General features: G+C 61.2%; 19 protein-coding genes. 11 read left to right on the top strand and 8 right to left on the bottom strand.

Annotated elements, in window-relative coordinates; genetic code table 11:
- Window positions 1–51: 51 nt before the first annotated feature.
- From LQV39_RS22485 to LQV39_RS22470, 4 genes are all read left to right on the top strand, one after another.
- On the top strand, window positions 52–390 hold the full coding sequence (locus tag LQV39_RS22485; RefSeq protein ID WP_230029412.1) for a four-helix bundle copper-binding protein: 339 nt from the start codon (window positions 52–54) through the stop codon (window positions 388–390).
- A gap of 71 nt (window positions 391–461) precedes the next feature.
- Window positions 462–1133: a PEP-CTERM sorting domain-containing protein gene (locus LQV39_RS22480; RefSeq protein WP_230029411.1), complete on the top strand. Its 672-nt coding sequence runs from the start codon at window positions 462–464 to the stop codon at window positions 1131–1133.
- A 31-nt stretch (window positions 1134–1164) separates the two neighbouring features.
- On the top strand, window positions 1165–1887 hold the full coding sequence (locus LQV39_RS22475) for a DUF305 domain-containing protein (RefSeq protein ID WP_230029410.1): 723 nt from the start codon (window positions 1165–1167) through the stop codon (window positions 1885–1887).
- An 87-nt stretch (window positions 1888–1974) separates the two neighbouring features.
- Window positions 1975–2469, top strand: a complete 495-nt coding sequence (locus LQV39_RS22470; RefSeq protein ID WP_230029409.1) for a DUF305 domain-containing protein — start codon at window positions 1975–1977, stop codon at window positions 2467–2469.
- 73 nt (window positions 2470–2542) lie between these two features.
- Here LQV39_RS22470 and LQV39_RS22465 read toward each other — a convergent pair whose 3' ends face one another.
- From LQV39_RS22465 to LQV39_RS22450, 4 genes are all read right to left on the bottom strand, one after another.
- Entirely contained in the window at window positions 2543–3934 is a 1392-nt protein-coding gene (locus tag LQV39_RS22465) for a copper oxidase (protein ID WP_230029408.1), read from the bottom strand.
- On the bottom strand, window positions 3931–5301 hold the full coding sequence (locus LQV39_RS22460) for a TolC family protein (RefSeq protein WP_230029407.1): 1371 nt from the start codon (window positions 5299–5301) through the stop codon (window positions 3931–3933). The genes LQV39_RS22465 and LQV39_RS22460 overlap by 4 nt, the downstream gene beginning before the upstream one ends.
- Complete coding sequence (locus LQV39_RS22455) at window positions 5298–5621, bottom strand: hypothetical protein (protein WP_230029406.1); 324 nt, start codon at window positions 5619–5621, stop codon at window positions 5298–5300. The genes LQV39_RS22460 and LQV39_RS22455 overlap by 4 nt, the downstream gene beginning before the upstream one ends.
- A 69-nt stretch (window positions 5622–5690) precedes the next feature.
- Window positions 5691–6071: a hypothetical protein gene (locus LQV39_RS22450; protein WP_230029405.1), complete on the bottom strand. Its 381-nt coding sequence runs from the start codon at window positions 6069–6071 to the stop codon at window positions 5691–5693.
- 172 nt (window positions 6072–6243) lie between these two features.
- Between LQV39_RS22450 and LQV39_RS22445 the strand changes: the two genes are divergently transcribed.
- Together LQV39_RS22445 and LQV39_RS22440 are read left to right on the top strand one after the other, a co-directional pair.
- Window positions 6244–7401, top strand: a complete 1158-nt coding sequence (locus tag LQV39_RS22445) for an acyltransferase (RefSeq protein WP_230029404.1) — start codon at window positions 6244–6246, stop codon at window positions 7399–7401.
- A 122-nt stretch (window positions 7402–7523) separates the two neighbouring features.
- Window positions 7524–7952 carry a DUF4440 domain-containing protein gene (locus tag LQV39_RS22440; protein ID WP_230029403.1) on the top strand — a complete coding sequence of 143 codons (429 nt, stop codon included), beginning with the start codon at window positions 7524–7526 and terminating at the stop codon, window positions 7950–7952.
- A 261-nt stretch (window positions 7953–8213) separates the two neighbouring features.
- Here LQV39_RS22440 and cadR read toward each other — a convergent pair whose 3' ends face one another.
- Window positions 8214–8645 (bottom strand): Cd(II)/Pb(II)-responsive transcriptional regulator, encoded by a 432-nt coding sequence (gene cadR / locus LQV39_RS22435; protein ID WP_230029402.1) that lies wholly within the window; start codon window positions 8643–8645, stop codon window positions 8214–8216.
- Between the two features lie 143 nt (window positions 8646–8788).
- Between cadR and LQV39_RS22430 the strand changes: the two genes are divergently transcribed.
- From LQV39_RS22430 to LQV39_RS22410, 5 genes are all read left to right on the top strand, one after another.
- On the top strand, window positions 8789–9346 hold the full coding sequence (locus tag LQV39_RS22430; RefSeq protein ID WP_307727866.1) for a cation transporter: 558 nt from the start codon (window positions 8789–8791) through the stop codon (window positions 9344–9346).
- Between the two features lie 440 nt (window positions 9347–9786).
- Window positions 9787–11049, top strand: a complete 1263-nt coding sequence (locus LQV39_RS22425; RefSeq protein WP_230029400.1) for a TolC family protein — start codon at window positions 9787–9789, stop codon at window positions 11047–11049.
- Complete coding sequence (locus tag LQV39_RS22420) at window positions 11046–12269, top strand: efflux RND transporter periplasmic adaptor subunit (protein WP_230029399.1); 1224 nt, start codon at window positions 11046–11048, stop codon at window positions 12267–12269. Before LQV39_RS22425 ends, LQV39_RS22420 begins: the two co-directional genes overlap by 4 nt.
- Window positions 12270–12280: 11 nt before the next feature.
- The gene (locus tag LQV39_RS22415; protein WP_230029398.1) at window positions 12281–15403 is read left to right on the top strand and encodes an efflux RND transporter permease subunit; all 3123 of its coding nucleotides are present in this window, start codon (window positions 12281–12283) and stop codon (window positions 15401–15403) included.
- Window positions 15404–15771: 368 nt separating this feature from the next.
- On the top strand, window positions 15772–16707 hold the full coding sequence (locus LQV39_RS22410) for a cation diffusion facilitator family transporter (protein ID WP_230029397.1): 936 nt from the start codon (window positions 15772–15774) through the stop codon (window positions 16705–16707).
- A 235-nt stretch (window positions 16708–16942) separates the two neighbouring features.
- On the opposite strand, the gene LQV39_RS22405 is transcribed toward LQV39_RS22410, so the two are convergent.
- From LQV39_RS22405 to LQV39_RS22395, 3 genes are read right to left on the bottom strand one after another with little or no spacing between them, the layout of a single operon-like run.
- A complete protein-coding gene (locus tag LQV39_RS22405) occupies window positions 16943–17155 on the bottom strand; it encodes a GDCCVxC domain-containing (seleno)protein (RefSeq protein ID WP_230029396.1) in 213 nt (70 codons plus the stop codon).
- Between the two features lie 4 nt (window positions 17156–17159).
- Window positions 17160–17435, bottom strand: coding sequence for a mercury resistance system periplasmic binding protein MerP (gene merP, locus LQV39_RS22400; protein WP_230029395.1), 276 nt, complete (start codon window positions 17433–17435; stop codon window positions 17160–17162).
- 12 nt (window positions 17436–17447) lie between these two features.
- Entirely contained in the window at window positions 17448–17792 is a 345-nt protein-coding gene (locus LQV39_RS22395) for a mercuric transporter MerT family protein (protein WP_230029394.1), read from the bottom strand.
- Window positions 17793–17845 lie beyond the last annotated feature (53 nt).

Here is a 17845-nt window from a genome sequence, read left to right as displayed (position 1 = left end):
ATCCATAGGGACGTCTTGAAAGGGTATTTTCAACCATTCAAGGAGAACGTCATGCAACAACAGTATCAATCATGTATCGATGCCTGCAACGCCTGCGCCGACGCCTGCGACATGTGTTCGACGGCCTGCCTGCAGGAGGACGACGTCAAGATGATGGCGCGCTGCATCGCACTCGACATGGACTGCGCACAGATCTGCCGGCTGGCTGCCGCCTTCATGGCCCGTGGCAGCGAATTCGCCGGCGCGCTCTGCCAGCTTTGCGCCCAGGTCTGCCAGGCGTGCGGTGACGAGTGCGCCAAGCATCAGATGCAGCATTGCCAGGATTGCGCGGCCGCTTGCCGGCGCTGCGCCGAGGAGTGCCGCCGGATGGGATCGGCCGCGGCGGCTTGAGGATTTGCGTTCGCGATAACAATGCCTTTCCCGCAGGACGCGGGAAAGGCGCATACGAAAGGAACTGCAAGATGAAATCCAGTCTGTCCCTCACACGGAAGCTGCTTGCCGCATGCGCCGTGACGATGGCGGCTTCCGCCGCACATGCAGACATCACGGTCTTCACCGACCGCGCTGCCTTTCTCAACGCGGTGTCTGGCTCGGCCACCGACACCTTCGACGACCTGGCCATGACGGAAACCGACAGCCCCCTGAGCCGCCTGGCCGGCGGCTACACCTACCAGGTAAGTGCAGGACTTGGCGACGGCGGCTTTTACCCCTCTGGAAGTGGCAGCGATATCTGGCTGAGCGGAACGATGTCCAGCGACGTCATCACCTTCAACGCGTTCTCGTCCGGGGTCTTCGGCTTCGGTGGAGACTTTTTCGGAACCGATTCATTCGGCGCCTTCATGCCGGACCGCACCATCGTGCTGAGCGCGGTGTCCGGTGCGGACAGCGAGACATTCACGCTGTCGAATGCTTCACAGGACTCGTTCGTCGCCTTCCTGTCGGATCGTCCGCTCACCTCGGTGTCCTTCCAGAACATGGAGGACGACGGCACCGTGTACTGGGCAGCGGCCAACAATGTCGTTCTGGCCGTGCCCGAGCCGGCGACGTGGTCGATGCTGTTGGGCGGACTGGGCGTTGCTGCCTTGGCTCGCCGGCGCAGCCTCACATTGAAGCAGGCAAAGACTGTGGCTTGAGCCTCGCATCACAACCACACAGGAGAGAAAGATGAAACGCACTAATCTGTATTTCACGCACCCTGCAATGCCGGTATCGCGCTGCCGCACCCTGGCCACGCGTGCACTCGCGGGTTTGGCGCTCGTGGCGATCACGGGCACGGCGTCTGCGGACGGCCCGGGCCGCGGCTCGACCGCAACGTTCGAGAAGAACTATCTCGTCTTTATCATCGACCACCATTATTCGGCATTGCGGATGACCGAGCTCGCAGCTGGCACGGATACTCAGCGCAATGCGCCTGTCAGCAATCCTGGCGAAGGGACCTCGCCGACACCTGGCTACGGCGCCACCGTGGCCAAGGCGAGCGATGACCAAATACGCTCAATGTCGCGCCAGGCCAACCGTACGCAGCGCGAAGAAATCATGAAGGCACAACGCTTTCTTCAGGATTGGTACGGAATGCAACACCAGCCCCAGCTCACCGCGGATGGTCAAAGGATGATTGCAAATCTCGAGAGTACGCCGGCCGGCGCGCAGTTCAACCAGGTATTCCTGCGCACCTTCAGCAATCACCACCTGAGCGCGTTGGCGCCAAGCCTGCACTGCCAGGTCAAAAGCGATATCGCGCACACTCCCCTGCATCGTTACTGCGAGAACATCGTGGTGGCCCAGAAGAACGGAATCAACGATATGAGGGAAATGCTCTGCAAAAAGTTTGGCGATTGTGGTTTCGTGCCAGCTACCGGAGACAGACGGAAGGATCAGGATTTTTGAAGCACTCGTTTCTGGTCGGCGGCAGCATGCAGCGCCGGGCAATGTCTCCGGCGCTGCTTACATCAATCAGTTCAAAAGGAGAAACCCATGGATGAATCGCACCCACATCGACAAGATCATGCAATGGCAACAATGAAGTACACGACATTCGCCCAGATGATCGGGGCGGGAACGATCATCATGTTCGGTCTGATGTATCTGAACACCTATTCGATCGACCATATCTTCTTCAGTGAAACACGGGCATTCATGGCGCTCATCATGGGCGCCACGATGGCGATCGTAATGCTCGCGTTTATGTGGAAGATGTATCCGAACAAACGGGTCAATTTGGGTATTCTCGTGGGAAGCCTCGCAGTATTCCTTGTGTCGCTATGGCTGGTGCGCAGCCAGGCGACGGTGGGCGACGTGGCCTATATGCGCGCCATGATTCCGCATCACTCCATCGCCATCCTGACCAGCGAGCGCGCAAACATCACCGACCCGAGGGTTCGCAAGCTGGCAGACGGCATCATCGCCGCACAAAAGAAGGAAATCGGTGAAATGAAGGAGTACATCCGGGATCTGGAAACAAAACACTGAGGCGGCCGGCGTGGACGGCGCGCCAACAGGCGAATTACGTCGGCGCTCCGCCATACTGTCCCTGTGCCTTGTCCTAGTGTTCCGAATGCCCTACAGGTTTGCGCACCTGCAGCTCGACGTCGGGCTTGCTGGTGGCCGGCATCAGGCTGCGTCCGGCGTCGCTGTTGCGTGCAGGCTCAGGCAACTGACCAGTCCATTCGTAGGCGACCGTACCCGCCGGATGCTTGTACCAGCCGGGATCCGAGTAGTCGCCACGCTTCTGGTCCTTGCGCACCTTCAGCACGGTGAACATGCCGCCCATCTCGACGCCGCCGAACGGCCCGTCACCTGTCATCATCGGCAGGGTGTTCTCCGGGATCGGCATTTCCATGCCGCCCATCGACCCTCCCTTGTCGCCCATGACCATGTAGTCCGGCACGATCTTGCTGATCTTTTCGGCGATGCCGCGGTGATCCACGCCGATCAGCGTCGGCACGCTATGGCCCATCGCATTCATCGTGTGGTGTGACTTGTGGCAGTGGAATGCCCAGTCGCCCGGGTCGGTGGCGATGAACTCGATCGCCCGCATCTGGCCGACGGCGACGTCCGTGGTCACCTCCGGCCAGCGCGAGCCGGGCGGCGTCCAGCCTCCATCGGTGCCGGTCACCTCGAACTCATGGCCGTGAAGATGGATCGGGTGGTTCGTCATCGTCAGGTTGCCGACACGGATGCGCACACGTTCGCCCTGGCGTACCGGCATCGTGTCGATACCCGGGAAAACCCGGCTGTTGAAGGTCCAGAGGTTATGGTCGAGCATCGTGTTGACCTTCGGCGTATAGCTGCCCGGCTCAATGTCGTAGGCGCTGAGCAGGAACACGAAGTCGCGGTCGACGGCAAAGCGCCCGATGTCCTTCGGGTGCGTCACCCAGAATCCCATCATGCCCATCGCCATCTGGGTCATCTCGTCGGCGTGGGGGTGATACATGAAGGTACCCGGGCGCTTCGCCACGAACTCGTAGACGAAGGTCTTGCCCGGCGCGATACCCGGCTGGGTGAGACCGGTCACGCCATCCATGCCGTTCGGCAGGCGCTGGCCGTGCCAGTGCACGCTGGTGTGCTCGGGGAGTTTATTGGTCACGAAAATGCGCACCCGGTCACCCTCGACGACCTCGATGGTCGGGCCCGGGGACTGGCCGTTGTAGCCCCACAAATTGACCTTCATGCCGGGAGCGAACTCGCGCACCACCGGTTCGGCAACCAGGTGGAACTCCTTTACGCCGTTGTTCATCCGCCAGGGCAGGGACCAGCCGTTCAGGGTCACGACCGGGTTGAACGGACGCCCGGTGGCGGGTGGCGGCGGCACATGGGTCTTTGCATTGTCCATGACCATCGCTTCGGGCAGCGATGCTGCGCCCACACGGCTGACTGCGGCAGTGCTCACCGCGACGGCGCCGGCGCCTTTGAAAAAATCTCGACGGGAAATCATTGTGCTGTCCTTGAATCAGTATTGCCGCCTGCATTCATGGCGGTCTGAAGATTGGTGTCGGCGATCCAGAAATCGCGCTGCGCCGCGATGGAGGCGTTGACGGCCGCAAGCTGTTCGCGCGATTCGGCAAGCAGTTCAAAGGTGCTCGCGAGCATGCCGTTGTACCGCAGCAGCACCTCGTCGGCGATCTGCTTGCGAAGAGGGACGACCTCGTCGCGGTAGTGGCGGGCGATGTCGTAGGCAGTGCGATAGCTCGCATAGGCCTGGCGCACTTCGGAGCGCGCTTTCACGGCGATGTCGTCGGTACGGTGGACCGCCTGCATGTACCTTGCCTGTGCCCGCGCCACGCGCGCGCCGCCCCAGTCGAACAGCGGCAACTCGAGCGATACCTCGTAGCCGTTCTCGCGGGGCGCGCCGGTCGTGCTCTTGTTGGCGTAACCCGCATCGAACACGTTGATGAAACCGGTCGCTTTGGTCAGGCCGAGCGCCTGTGCCGTCGCCTGCGCATCCTGGCGCGCGATGAGGACGTCGAGCCGCTGCGACAGCGCGGTCGCTTCGGCATTGGCCGGCTGGTCTGGCTGCGCGGGCAGCTCAGGCAGCCGGTCAGGCAGGGTGAATGCGAGGGAAGGGCCCCACAGGCCCAGCAGGCGGACCAGCTCCTCGCGTGCGGTCGTGGCCTGCAGGCGCGCTTGTGCCTGCTGGGTCAACGCGTCCTGGTAGAAGGCGCGCTCACGCGCGGCGTCGAGGGTGCTCCAGTTGCCCGTGGCGCGCATGCGCGCGGCAAGCTCGGCGGCCGCCTCGGCCGATCCACGTACCTTGTCCGCGAAGCCCGCTGCCTGCGCCGCAGCCACGGCCGAGTAATACGCCTTGCGCGTGTCGGCCGCCAGGTTCACAGCCTGCATTGCCGCCTGCAGCTTGGCTTGTTCGAAGCGCCGGCGTTCGATGCGGGTGCGGGCCGGCAGGGTCACGAGCGCTGCCAGGTCGAAGGACAGCCCACGGTCGATTTCGGTCTCGCCACCCCCGCGCACCCGACCAAAGCTGAAGCCCGGGTTCGGCAGACGCCCAGCCTGGACGAAGTCGGCTTCGGCGATCGCGAGCTCGGCCAGGGACGCCTGCAGGCCCTGGTTGTTGAGCAGGGCAATGCGTACCGCGGCGTCGGCGGTGAGCGGCTTGGAAAGCAGGACGGTCACTTCGGCCCGCGAGTCTTGGTCCCGCTTCAACGGTGCCGGCTGGGCGATGCGTTCCTGCGTCATCCGGGCGAAATCATCGAGTCCGCCATCCTGGGAAAAGCTCGCGCAGCCTGCGAGCAGCGCGGCGCTAACCGCTGCGGCCAATCGACGCAGGTCACGTCGTACAGGTGAGTTCACTGGTGCGCTCCTTTGTGTTCGTGGTTGCCGTGCATCGGTGCCGGCGCGGAGACCTTCTGGGATACGCCAGCAGTGGACTGTTCGCCGGATACGGGAGCTTCTGCTTCCTCGCCGAGGACCACGCGGTTAGCGCGAGCCCAGCGTTTATCGGGCGGTTGCGGCGCTTCCTTCGACGCGACGACATTGGCGAAGACGGATTGGTACTGCAGGGGCGCGACAGGCGTATTCGCGTCGGCGGCGGACGGCAAGGTCTGCTGCGCTTGCGCGCAAGCGAGCAGCGACACGCCAGCTGCGAACAGCAGCAGGTTTGAAAATTTCATGGTTTGTATCGTGTTGATTGAGGGCCGCACCAGGCAGCCCGGATGCGCGCCGTCAGCGCGCTCGGAAAATCAAACGAGATTGAAGCGAGGTGGTCGCTCGAGGGCGGGAGGGACGAAGGACGTCATCGCGGCTTCCGCAAGAGCGTGCAGCGAGGAAGAGAACGGCGGTGCGTGGAAGGTCGGCAGTAGTCCTGGAGGCGCGCCGGCGCCAACGCAGCAACTTGCGCAAGCGGCGCACTTGGCGTGTGACGAAACCACTGTCTTGGAGTCAGCCTCAGTGCAGTGCTCTCCATCTGCTTGCACGGCGGCCCGATGGTGCTGGTGGCCGGTCGTGACCACCGTTTCGTGCGCGGTCTGTTCAGGCTGCCCGACCGCCATCGCAGCGCCGCCCTGCAGGGACAGCACCGTGATCGAAAGCCACAGCAGAAGGCGAAAGATCGTGCGCATCATCCAAGCATGGTACCGCAAATCAAGAGAATGCATCAAGGCAGCGCTTTTGGCGCTTCGGACCGGATAAGACCAACAAGGCCCTGCAGGCGTCAACTGCACTTGGGACTAGTCAGGACATCAACAATGGTTGGGTTATATCGTTATTTGGGTTTGTTCACACAGCGAGGCTGTCATGCCGAAAATCACCATTCTCGAAAAGACGAATTTGCAGGAAGACTGTTGGCACTCGATGTTGATCTCCCTGTTGAGGGGACTCGCAGCGCTAGTAGTGGCCGCAGCACATCTGCGTGCCCAGATGTATCCCGGCTTCAGCGAAGTGGCGAATCCGCCATTGCTGTTTCAGGGCCTGGCTTTCGGCGCCGGATTTGCTTACCTGGCCGTGATTGTCTTTTTCGTGCTCAGTGGCTGGCTGGTCGGCGGAAGCTTTCTCAACAAACTGGACTCGGACCGGGCGTTCCAGAATTACACTATCGACAGGGTCTCGCGGCTGTGGGTCGTGCTTGTGCCGACTTTCCTGGTCATGTTGCTTGCAGGTGCTGCCGTCGGCGCCCTCGATACGGCGCGCGTGTCGTTTTCGACGTCCGAGCCGTACTCGATGAGCGCCTTTTTCGGGAACATGATTGGGCTGCAGACAATTGTCGTTCCTCCATTCGGCGGCAACTTCCCATTATGGAGCCTGGCCAATGAAACCTGGTACTACGTGCTGTTCCCGCTTCTAGTGCTGGTGTTTCGAGGCAGGACGATCGCGACGCGGGCCGCGGCGGTGTTGGCGATCGGGGCCATTTTCCAGTTGGTGCACGGCGGCATATTGATTTATTTTTCGATATGGCTGTTAGGCGCTGCGTTCTCACGGGTGAAGATCGAGGCGGGCCCGCTATGGCGCTGGGCCTTGCTGTTCCTGTTCGTCGGCAGCGCCGTCGTCATCCGGCTGAAGGGTAAAACCGATATCACGCCGGAAGGCTTTCCGCAGTATCTAGTTTTCAGCCTGCTGTTCGTACTGTTCCTGTCGAGCATGCAGTTCAATCGCCGCCTGGGGCCCAAGCTGGACTGGCTGGACCGGACCGGACGGTTCTTCGCGAACTTTTCATTCACCTTGTACGTGCTGCACGTGCCACTGATCCTGTTGATGGGGCATCTGCTCGCGTCAATGTTGGGTCTCGGCCAGCTCTCTCCTTACCGGCTGTCCCATTACCTCATGTATGCCAGCATGTATTTGGTGCTTGTTGTCGGCGCTTACCTGTTCTATCTGCCTTTTGAGTCGAACACGCCACGTGTGCGTCAGTGGCTGAAGATGCAGCTATTTGCACGTGTTCGTGCAGTTCGGACGTGATTGGGAATCCAGTTGCCGTCCATGACGCCAAAGTATCGAGGTAGGACTGGCGAAAATCTTGAGGTGCTTGCCCATCTCTGGTGTAATGTCGGGCTTGTAATTTCGATCTATAAGGAGCCTCGATGCGCCGACTGTTCTGCCTCGCCTTTTTTGCTATGACATCACTTCCCGTCTTCGCCACCAGTCCGACCGAGGTCGTTGGGGAGTACCATGCAGCGGTCGCCAGCGGTGATACCGCAAAGGCGCTGTCGCTACTCAGTCCCGCAGTCCAGATCTTCGAGAGTGGTCATGTCGAGCAGTCCAAGGACGAGTACGCAGGGCACCATCTTCCCGCCGATGTCGCATTCGCAAAGAACACAAGCCGAAAGGTGGTAAAGGGAAGCGAGCGGATTGCTGGCGACATGGCCGTCGTCATTCAGGAAACCGAGACGCAAGGCACGTATAAAGGTTCGGCGGTTCGTTTGTTTGGAACCGAGACCGCAGTGCTCGAGAAAAAAGGCGACACCTGGGCAGTCACCCACTTCCATTGGTCGTCGCGCAAGGCAAAATAGGGGAAATGGCTACAAATGCATGCGCCAGGAGATTTCGACAGCCTGACAATTCTTCTTGCGTTCGTTGCATCTGCTTGCGTTCTGGTCGCGGTGCTATCTTTCCTTGCATGGCTTCGATGGAGCGATAAGCGCAAACCTCGCAAGGACGGAGGTCAGCGAAAGCTGACTCGTCCGGTACGGAAGAATCGGCGGAGCTAGAGGAGGAACTTTTTATTCGGCTTCCGTTCGAGGGGACAGCTGCGGTTTCGGCAGTTCCTTCGGCTAGACGATGGATTCATTCGCTGGTAACGGTGGGGTTGTATCGCTGAGCTGCTTCAGGATTTCGCACTGTCCCGCAGGGCGCGCCGAGTCGCATGTCTGCCGCAGCTTGGAAAGCTGATCGTGCAGAGCTTGCAGCTCGGCAATCTGCCCGTTAATCGAGAGCATATGTCGATCAACCAAGTCATTCACCCCGCCGCAGGGCTGATCCGGGTGATCTTGAAAGCCGAGCAAAGTCTGCACTTCATCCAGCGACATTCCCAAGGAGCGGCAGCGCCTGATGAAGTGCAGGCGCTCGGCATGGGCGGCATCATATATCCGATAGTTTGCCTGTGACCTGAGTGGCGGGGGGAGCAACCCTTTTTGCTCATAGAACCGTACAGTCTCCGGCTGACACCCCGTCAGCTTCGCCAGCTCACCAATTCGCATGTTCATGTACATCTCCGCTTGACCTTGTAGTAGCTACAGGGATTCTAATACGGGGCATAGATGTGGAGGTGCTTATGTCGTCTTGCTGTTCTGGATCGTGCAGTTCCCAATCGCCGCCACCCGACAACCGCTATCGCAAGGTTCTCTGGGTGGCGCTGCTCATTAACTTTCTGATGTTCGGCGTCGAGCTGGTAAGCAGCCTGAAGTCGGGTTCCGTATCCCTGCTGGCGGACTCTGCCGACTTCCTTGCGGATGCCGGCAACTATGCTGTCTCGCTGTTCGTGCTCGGGATGGCCACGATCTGGCGTTCGCGTGCTGCGTACGTCAAAGGCATTGTCATGGGCGCATTCGGCGTGCTCGTGCTGGCGCGGGCACTCTGGATTGGCCTAGGCAGCCACGTGCCGGAAGCAGAAACCATGGGCATGATCGGCATCCTGGCTCTTGCCGCAAACGGTGTGGTCGCGTTTTTGCTGTATGCCTTCCGAAATGCTGATGCCAACATGCGTTCGGTCTGGCTTTGCACGCGTAACGACATGATCGCCAACCTGGCTGTGCTGCTGGCGGCGATCGGGGTCTTCGGCACCAAAGCTGGGTGGCCCGATATCGCAGTTGCCAGTATCATGGCTGTGCTCGGCCTTTCGGGAGCGCGCGATATCATCGGGCGCGCCCGTTCCGAATTGCGTGGCTTGAGCACTTCAACGTCATAAGACCATCACATGCGCCGCTGGGTCATCATCATCCTGCTTCTTGTCTATCCGCTCCAGGTCGCCCTAGCAGCGGCGGACAAGTGCTGCGTGACGACACCCGCGGGCGTTACCCATCACAGCGACGGGCAGGCCGGCGCCATCGCTGCTGAACCCATATTCGTAGCCGACGACGACAGATCGGCCTTGGCAGACCCTCACTGCCCAGCCTGCATGTTCGGACACGTTCTTTACCTTCCGTCGGATTCCGTCGTCATACCTGGTGAGCGTCACCACGCTTCGACGATCGCGTTCGACCCTCCATTCCTGACTGCTCCGCCAGTCGCCCGGCTCGAACGGCCCAAATGGTCTGCCGCCGCTAACTAGCGCGCAGATTTTCCACAAGCGAGCCGGGTGGCTCGCGTGTCCCTGCGCGCCTGATCTCACCATTTTCAGGAGCAGGAATGACTATCCAACCCAAACGACTATGTGCCCTGGTCGTTGCGGCCGCATTGGCATGGAGCTGCAGCGCAGCCGAGCCCATGCGCGTGGCCCCAGGCACACCATCATCTATCGATCTACCGACGGCGATCCGTCTAGCCCTCGATCAGCCGGCGGTGCGAGCTGCCGCCCACGAGGTGTCGGCGAGCGAAGCGACGGTCGACCAGGCTGGCCGCTTGCCGAATCCGGAGCTGGAATATCTTCGTGAAGGCCAGCAGGCCGGGACGCGGACGACCACCGTCCAGATCAACCAGCCAATCGAACTTGGGGGCAAGCGCCAGGCCCGCGTCGCACTGGCCCAGGGCGCAGTAGGTCTGGCAAAAAGCGAGCAGATGGTACTGCGCCAGCAGGTGCGGTCCGACGTCATCGCAAGCTATTACGAGGTGCTGGTCGCTCAACAAAGACAGGAGCTTGCACGCGCCCTGAGCGAACTGGCCCGCAAGAGCGTCGAGGTTGCCGGCAAGCGCGTCGCGGCTGGAAAGATCTCCCCAATCGATGAGACCAAGGCTCGCCTTGCCGCGGTCGATGCGGCCACTGAACTGAACCAGGCCACGGCGCAGCTTGTCGTTGCCAGGACAAAGCTGGGTGCCTTGATTGGCAGGCCAGCCGAATCGGTCATCCTGAGGGAGCCGGCGGACCAGCTCCCTCAGGTGAAGCCGCTCGAAACGTTGCTTTCTCAAGCCAAGGATGCCACGTCGGTCCAACGTGCCCGCAGCCAGCTTGCGGCCCAGGAGGCGCAAACCAGCGTGGAGCGTGCGGCGCGCGTGCCTGACCTGACGCTGTCCGTGGGCAGCCAGCGCGATGACCAGGTCGGCCGGCGCCAGGCCGTCGTTGGCCTGTCAGTACCGCTGCCGCTCTTCAACCGTAACGAGGGCAACCTCAGGGCGGCGCTACGGCGTACCGACAAGGCGCGAGAAGAACTCGCGGCCGCTCAAGTAAACGCCTCATCGGAGCTCGCTACCGCCTACACCCGCTACGAAGTGGCAAGGAACGAGGCCATGCTGCTGCGGCAGGACGTGATCCCCAATGCCAGGTCCGCCTACGAGCTGACGCTCAAGGGCTTCGAGTACGGCAAGTTTCCCTTCCTGGAGGTGCTCGATGCGCAGCGCACGTGGTTCCAGGCGCAATCACGCCAGTGGAACAGCATGCTAGAGGCCTATCGCGCCTATGCCGACATCGAACGAATCGCCGGCACCGCGGAACAAGATAACCGAGATACGAAATGACCAAGAAACAGAAACTGTCGATCGCGCTGATGTGCGTGATCGCTGCCGTCCTTGCCGGCCTGATGCTGTGGCGACAGCCGGCAGCCCCGGCCGCGCAGGAGACTGCGGAACACAAGGAACACAAGGATTCGCATGGCCATGACGACAGGCATGCCGAAGAAAACGAGGCGCCGGCTGATGCCAAGGATGAGCGCAGTATTGCGATGACCGAGGCACAGATCAAAGCCAACGGTATCGCCATCGACACTGCCAAGCCAGCCATGATCCAGGAACGCCTGCACCTGCCCGCGCAGATCAAGGTCAACGCGGAGCGGACCGTCGCGCTGGCGGCGCCTGCGCAAGGTATCGTGCAGTCGGTACTGGTGTCGCCAGGTGCTACGGTCAAGAAGGGACAGGCGCTTGTCGCGATCCAGAGTCCAACCGTGGCGCAGTGGCGCGCAGAGCTGGGCAGCGCCCAGCAACGCCTGAACCTGGCCAGGACCACCTACCAACGCGAAAAAACCTTGTGGGAAGAGCGGATCTCCGCACGCCAGGATCTCGATGCCGCGCAGACGGCGCTGAAGGAAGCAGAGATCGCTGTACAGGCGGCGCGGCAGCGGCTGAGCGCCCTCGGCATCGCGGTGCAGGAAGAAGGGGTGTCGAGCATCGTGACCGTCCGCGCACCGCTGGATGGTGTCGTGGTCGAAAGACCGGCCGTGGCTGGTCTGGCAGTCGACGAAACCAAACCACTGCTCACGATTGCCGACCTGTCCCATGTTTGGGTCGAGGCCGCTGTTCCTGCGGACAGCCTGCCGCAAATCGGTACTGGCATGCCGGCGAAGGTCAGCGTCAATACGCTGTCGAACGCGCTCGATGGAACGGTGTCGTTCGTCGGCCCCATCCTCGGCGAAACCACGCGCATGGCCACGGCCAGGATGTCGCTGCCCAACCAGGGACTGCGGCTGCGCCCCGGCATGCTTGCCACCGTCGACCTGATGGGACCGCAATCGAGCGTTCCCGTGACGGTTGCCAGTGACGCCGTCCAGACTATCCATGAGCACAACGTCGTGTTCGTCCGCACCAGCACAGGTTTCCGGGCGCAGGACGTTACCATCGGGCGCTCGGACGGCAAGCGGACCGAGATCGTGAAGGGACTGCCGGCTGGCACCAGCTACGCAGCCGGTGGCAGCTTCCTTCTCAAGGCTGATCTCGGCAAGGCCGAAGCCGAGCACGACGACTGAGCAGGGCAAACATGTTCCAGAAACTCATCGAACTTGCCATCGCTCGCCGCTGGCTCATCGTCTTCGCCGTGTTCTGCCTGGCCGGACTGGGCGTCTACAGTTACCAGCGCCTGCCAATCGACGCCGTGCCGGACATTACCAACGTCCAGGTGCAGATCAACACTAGCGCGGCGGGGTATTCGCCGCTGGAGGTCGAGCAGCGCATCACCTTCCCGATCGAGACCGTGATGAACGGCTTGCCACGGCTTGAGCAGACCCGATCGCTGTCCAAGTACGGACTGTCTCAGGTCACCGTCGTGTTCAAGGAAGGCACCGACATCTACTTTGCGCGCCAGCTCGTGAGCGAGCGGCTGCAGGAGGCCAAGGCCAGGCTGCCGGCCAACGTCGAGCCATCCATGGGCCCGACCGCTACTGGACTTGGCGAGATTTTCTACTGGACGGTTGAAACGAAGGAAGGCGCCCTCAAGCCGGACGGCAGCCTGTACACGCCCGCGGACCTGCGCGAGATCCAGGACTGGATCGTGGCGCCACAGCTGCGCAGCGTTGCCGGCGTCACCGAAGTCAATACCATCGGCGGCTACCTGAAGGAATACCAGGTTGCGCCGGACATGGCCAGGCTGACGAGCCATGGCTTGTCGCTCGCCACACTGGTCAATGCGATCGACCGCAACAACGCCAACGCGGGCGCCGGCTACATCGAACGGGGCGGCGAGCAATTCGTCGTGCGCACGCCAGGCCAGGTGAAATCGATCGAAGAGATCCGCAACATCGTGCTCGACGTCGTGCAGGGCGCACCGATCAGGGTGCGCGACGTCGCCGATGTGGAACCCGGCCGCGAGTTACGCACCGGCGCCGCAACCGAGAACGGGCGCGAAGTCGTGCTGGGCGCGGTCTTCATGCTCATCGGCGAAAACAGCCGGGCGGTGGCGGAGAACGCGCGCCGCAAGCTGGAAGAGGTGAATCGTTCGCTTCCCGCCGGCATACAGGCGCTGCCGGTGTACGACCGCTCGGTGCTGGTGAACAAGGCGATCGCCACGGTCCGCAAGAACCTGGTCGAAGGCGCCTTGCTCGTCATCGCGATCCTGTTCCTGTTCCTCGGTAACCTGCGCGCCGCCCTGATCACGGCACTGGTAATTCCGCTGACCATGCTGATGGTGTTCACGGGCATGGTCAAGGCCGGGGTCAGTGCGAACCTAATGAGCCTTGGTGCACTCGATTTCGGCATCATCATCGATGGCGCCGTCGTCATCGTCGAGAACTGTATTCGCCGGCTCAGCCTCGCTCACACCGCCGTTGGAAGAGAGCTGACCCGGGAAGAACGCTTTGCCGAGGTAGCCGCCGCCGCGGCCGAAGCCCGGCGCCCCCTGCTGTTTGGCCAGCTGATCATCATGACGGTGTATCTGCCGATCTTCGCCTTGTCAGGTGTCGAAGGGAAGATGTTCCACCCGATGGCGATCACGGTGGTGATGGCACTGGTCGCGGCGATGATCCTGTCGGTGACCTTCGTTCCGGCGGCAGTCGCACTGTTCGTCAGCAAGCAAGCCGCCGAGCATGAAAACAAGATCATGCATAAGGCGCGTGACCTGTATCGGCCGATGCTGGAATGGGTGCTTCGTAACCGGCACGTTGCCCTCACGTTTGCGGCGCTGAGCGTGCTTCTATCCGGCCTGCTCGCGACCCGGCTGGGAACAGAGTTCGCGCCGAACCTGAACGAAGGGGACCTGGCGGTGCTCACTATGCGCATCCCCGGGACCAGCCTGCAGCAGTCGGTGACGATGCAGCAGCACCTCGAAAGCACGCTGCTCAAGCAATTCCCCGAGATCGAGCGGATGTTCGCGCGCGTGGGCACGTCCGAGGTGGCGACGGACCCAATGCCGCCCAATGCCGCCGACAGCTACATCATCCTGCGCCCTGAGAACCAGTGGCCGGCGCCGCGCAAGTCGCATGCCGAGCTGGTAGAGGCGATTACCGAAGCGGCCAACAAGGTTCCCGGCAATAACTACGAGTTCTCGCAGCCGATCCAGCTTCGCTTCAACGAGCTTATCTCGGGTGTTCGCAGCGATATCGCCGTCAAGGTGTTCGGCGACGACACGGAAACCCTGACGGCAACCGCGCAGCAGGTCGCCCAGGTGGTGAGCAAGCTGCAGGGGGCGGCCGAGGTCAAGGTCGAGCAAACGGAAGGATTGCCGGCGCTGACCCTGTCGGTCGACCGGATCAAGGCGGCGCGTTATGGGCTGAACGTCGCCGACGTCCAGGAGGCTTTCAGTACGCTTGTAGGCGGCCGCGACGTCGGCATGATGTTCGAGGGCGACAGGCGTTTTGCCATCACGGTGCGCTTGCCGGAAGGCGTACGGAACGACATCGACAGCTTGAAGCAGTTGCCGATCTCGCTGCCACCGCAGGAAGGCCGGGCAGCCAGTATCCCGTTGTCCGAGATAGCCACCCTGAGTTTCGTCCCGGAAGCGAACCAGATCAGCCGAGAGAATGGCAAGCGACGGATCGTCGTCACCGCCAACGTGCGAGGGCGCGACCTGGGCTCCTTTGTTACTGAACTCAAGTCCAGTCTGGGGAAGGTAAAACTGCCGGCGGGAATCTGGATCAACTTGGGCGGCCAGTTCGAGAATCTGCAGGCGGCGAGCCAGCGTCTTGCCCTCGTCATTCCCGCCGCGCTGGCGATCGTGTTCGCGCTGCTGTACCTGATGTTCAACAGCATCAGGGATGGATTGCTCGTGTTCAGCGGCATCCCGTTCGCCATGAGCGGCGGCGTACTCGCCTTGTGGCTGCGAGGGTTGCCGCTGTCGATCTCCGCTGCGATCGGCTTTATCGCGCTGTCCGGTGTGGCCGTACTGAACGGGTTGGTCATGATCTCGTTCGTGCGCTCGCTCAGGGAGCAGGGCTATACGCCAGAGCATGCCATGCACGAGGGGGCTCAGGTGCGGCTAAGGGCGGTCTTGATGACGGCACTGGTTGCTTCGCTCGGGTTCCTGCCAATGGCTTTGGCGACGAGTACCGGTGCGGAAGTCCAGCGGCCGCTGGCGACGGTGGTCATTGGCGGCATCCTGTCGTCGACGGCGCTGACGCTACTGATCCTGCCGGCGCTTTATACCTGGGCCTATAGGCGCACGAAGGCATGAGTTTTGTTCGGGGCCGGCTCGCATAACCGGCCCTGAACAATTGCAGATATACGAGAGATCAGAAACAGAGCGTCCGGCTTGGGCTTGGTAGAGTTGGGCGATCCTGCAGCTAATCCTAGTGGAGGAGATTGATGGGCCAGCCGGAAGACTTTCATGGGCAACTGCTCATCGTTTCAATTGTTGTCGCGGTCTGCGGTGTGGGTGCATTTCTTGTGTTTCTTGCATGGCTGGGCCGTAACAGAAAACGTAAGCATCACGGCAGGGGCCGAGCAGACAAGAAGTCTTCATTGGCTCGAAGGAAGCAACGCCGCTAGCCCGATCGATTGATTGGACGGCGAGGGTAGTGATAACAACGGAAGGAGCAAATGATGGGTTCTGGACACTCGCACGCCGTCAACGTGGGGCAGAGCGAACGGCCACTATGGGTCGCCTTGGGGCTGACGACGGTCTTTCTCATCGCCGAGGTAATCGGCGGGCTCCTGACCAATAGCCTGGCGCTACTCTCGGATGCGGCGCACATGTTCACCGATACAGCGGCTCTGGGGATATCGCTGGCGGCGATCCGTATCGGCAAACGGCCGGCTGACAAGCTGCGCACTTTCGGCTACTACCGCTTCGAGATCCTGGCCGCGGCGTTTAACGCCATCCTGCTATTTCTGGTCGCGATCTACATCTTGTACGAGGGCTACCAGCGCCTGCGGCATCCGCCGGAGATCCAGTCGGGCATGATGCTGGGCATCGCTGTGCTGGGCCTGGCCATCAATCTGATCAGCATGCGTATGCTCAGCGGTGGCCAGGAACATAGTTTGAACGTCAAAGGGGCTTACCTTGAGGTGTGGAGCGACATGCTGGGCTCCATCGGCGTCATCATCGGGGCGATCGTCATTCGTTATACCGGATGGGGCTGGGTTGACTCGGCAATCGCTGTCGCAATTGGTCTCTGGGTGCTGCCGCGCACCTGGACGCTGCTTAAGGCCAGCATGAACGTCCTGCTCGAGGGAGTGCCTGAGGGAGTCAAACTGGCGGATGTACAGGCGGCGATTCTGTCGGTTCAAGGCGTCGCATCGATTCATGACCTGCATGTATGGGCGATTACGAGCGGTAAGCCGAGCCTCACTGTGCATGTCGTGGGTAGCGAAAACCCTGCATCGTGGCCTGCGCTACTCGATAGGATTCGTGATGTTCTCGAGGAGAAGTTCGACATTCACCACAGCACTGTGCAAATCGAAGACACGCCATGTGAGCAAGCGAGGGAGGGACACACGTATGGTGCGGAAGTGGCTGTGGCTGGACATGCTCATTGATTATTTGAGCCTTTATCGGTGCGAATCGGGCTTCGAGGAGCGTATAGCTGATTCTGGCCCGATTGCTGGCTTGCGGGCCAGGCAAGCAAGACCCAAACGTGGGCTGTTCTAACTATCTCACCTTCGGGGGCCTCAGCGAGCGCATCCTGCCGGAGGTGCTGGCCAAGGTCAACCGCCTTCGGAACTCTAGGAAAGTGTTGTCATCAGCAACACCGATGTTCAAAAAAGCCGTACGTTAGCCACAGCAGGGGCGCTCCAGTTGAATCGGCGGGCACTTGACCGTGCCGTATGAGCAAAAGACGCAGCAGTCACCAGCCTTTGGCCGCAGAACGACGGCACAGCCTTCGCACTCGTAGTAGAACTGGCATGCATCAGTCGGCATGGTTTCTCGTTTGCTGTGCCCGCAGTCCGGACAGGTCAGGGTCGACTCTAAAATTGCCTCGGTCATCGCGTCACTTCCTGACAGTCGAAGGGAATCCTGCGTCAGCCGTCGCTTTGGTCAGCATGGCGACGTTGGCTTTGTCCGTATCCAGGTGCACGGTGGCCGTCTTGTGCTCGAAATCGATTTTCACCTCACTTACGCCAGGAACTTGTTCAAGCGCCTTCTTGACCGTAATCGGGCACGCGGCACAGGTCATGTTTTGCACGTTAAGGGTAAGCATTTCTGAAGTGCCGGCGAAAGCCGATCCGCTCAGTAACACGGATACGACGAATGTAGAAATACGCATCGGGAAATCCATTTAATAGAACAGTGGGGCGTACAAGGGAAACGCCAGCAGTAGTACGACGGGGGCGGCAACGAGCCAGAACATGATGCGCTGGTTCCTGAGGACACGGTCGGCGGCGCAGGCGTCCCCAGGCGCGCAAGCGCGCCGACGCAGGTACAAGTTGTAGAATGCAGCTCCTAAAAACAATACTGTCAGCGCGGTGAGGTAGGGGCTATAGGGCTCGAACGCAATCAGGTTAGATGCCCAGCCGCCGCCGATGCCGAGCAGCAGGAAGATGAGCGGACCGGCGCAACATGCCGAGGCGCCAAGCGCCGCCAACACTCCTGCAGCCAACGATCCCTTCGTTCCAATTGCCATGCTCGCTCCAAACAGGTTTTACTCAAAAAACAGGATAAACTCCGTACACATAT

The sequence above is a fragment of the Massilia sp. Bi118 genome (genome assembly GCF_918697865.1).
Lineage (GTDB): Bacteria > Pseudomonadota > Gammaproteobacteria > Burkholderiales > Burkholderiaceae_D > Telluria.
This window is presented reverse-complemented; position numbering and strand designations above follow the sequence as displayed.

Coding starts and splice junctions, on each gene's coding strand:
- LQV39_RS22415 (WP_230029398.1), top strand. CDS start 12,281: ATGTTCCAGAAACTCATCGAACTTGCCATCGCTCGCCGCTGGCTCATC.
- LQV39_RS22475 (WP_230029410.1), top strand. CDS start 1,165: ATGAAACGCACTAATCTGTATTTCACGCACCCTGCAATGCCGGTATCG.
- LQV39_RS22470 (WP_230029409.1), top strand. CDS start 1,975: ATGGATGAATCGCACCCACATCGACAAGATCATGCAATGGCAACAATG.
- LQV39_RS22485 (WP_230029412.1), top strand. CDS start 52: ATGCAACAACAGTATCAATCATGTATCGATGCCTGCAACGCCTGCGCC.
- LQV39_RS22445 (WP_230029404.1), top strand. CDS start 6,244: ATGCCGAAAATCACCATTCTCGAAAAGACGAATTTGCAGGAAGACTGT.
- LQV39_RS22425 (WP_230029400.1), top strand. CDS start 9,787: ATGACTATCCAACCCAAACGACTATGTGCCCTGGTCGTTGCGGCCGCA.
- LQV39_RS22455 (WP_230029406.1), bottom strand. CDS start 5,621: ATGAAATTTTCAAACCTGCTGCTGTTCGCAGCTGGCGTGTCGCTGCTC.
- LQV39_RS22410 (WP_230029397.1), top strand. CDS start 15,772: ATGGGTTCTGGACACTCGCACGCCGTCAACGTGGGGCAGAGCGAACGG.
- LQV39_RS22465 (WP_230029408.1), bottom strand. CDS start 3,934: ATGATTTCCCGTCGAGATTTTTTCAAAGGCGCCGGCGCCGTCGCGGTG.
- LQV39_RS22450 (WP_230029405.1), bottom strand. CDS start 6,071: ATGATGCGCACGATCTTTCGCCTTCTGCTGTGGCTTTCGATCACGGTG.
- LQV39_RS22420 (WP_230029399.1), top strand. CDS start 11,046: ATGACCAAGAAACAGAAACTGTCGATCGCGCTGATGTGCGTGATCGCT.
- LQV39_RS22395 (WP_230029394.1), bottom strand. CDS start 17,792: ATGGCAATTGGAACGAAGGGATCGTTGGCTGCAGGAGTGTTGGCGGCG.
- cadR (WP_230029402.1), bottom strand. CDS start 8,645: ATGAACATGCGAATTGGTGAGCTGGCGAAGCTGACGGGGTGTCAGCCG.
- LQV39_RS22405 (WP_230029396.1), bottom strand. CDS start 17,155: ATGACCGAGGCAATTTTAGAGTCGACCCTGACCTGTCCGGACTGCGGG.
- LQV39_RS22440 (WP_230029403.1), top strand. CDS start 7,524: ATGCGCCGACTGTTCTGCCTCGCCTTTTTTGCTATGACATCACTTCCC.
- merP (WP_230029395.1), bottom strand. CDS start 17,435: ATGCGTATTTCTACATTCGTCGTATCCGTGTTACTGAGCGGATCGGCT.
- LQV39_RS22480 (WP_230029411.1), top strand. CDS start 462: ATGAAATCCAGTCTGTCCCTCACACGGAAGCTGCTTGCCGCATGCGCC.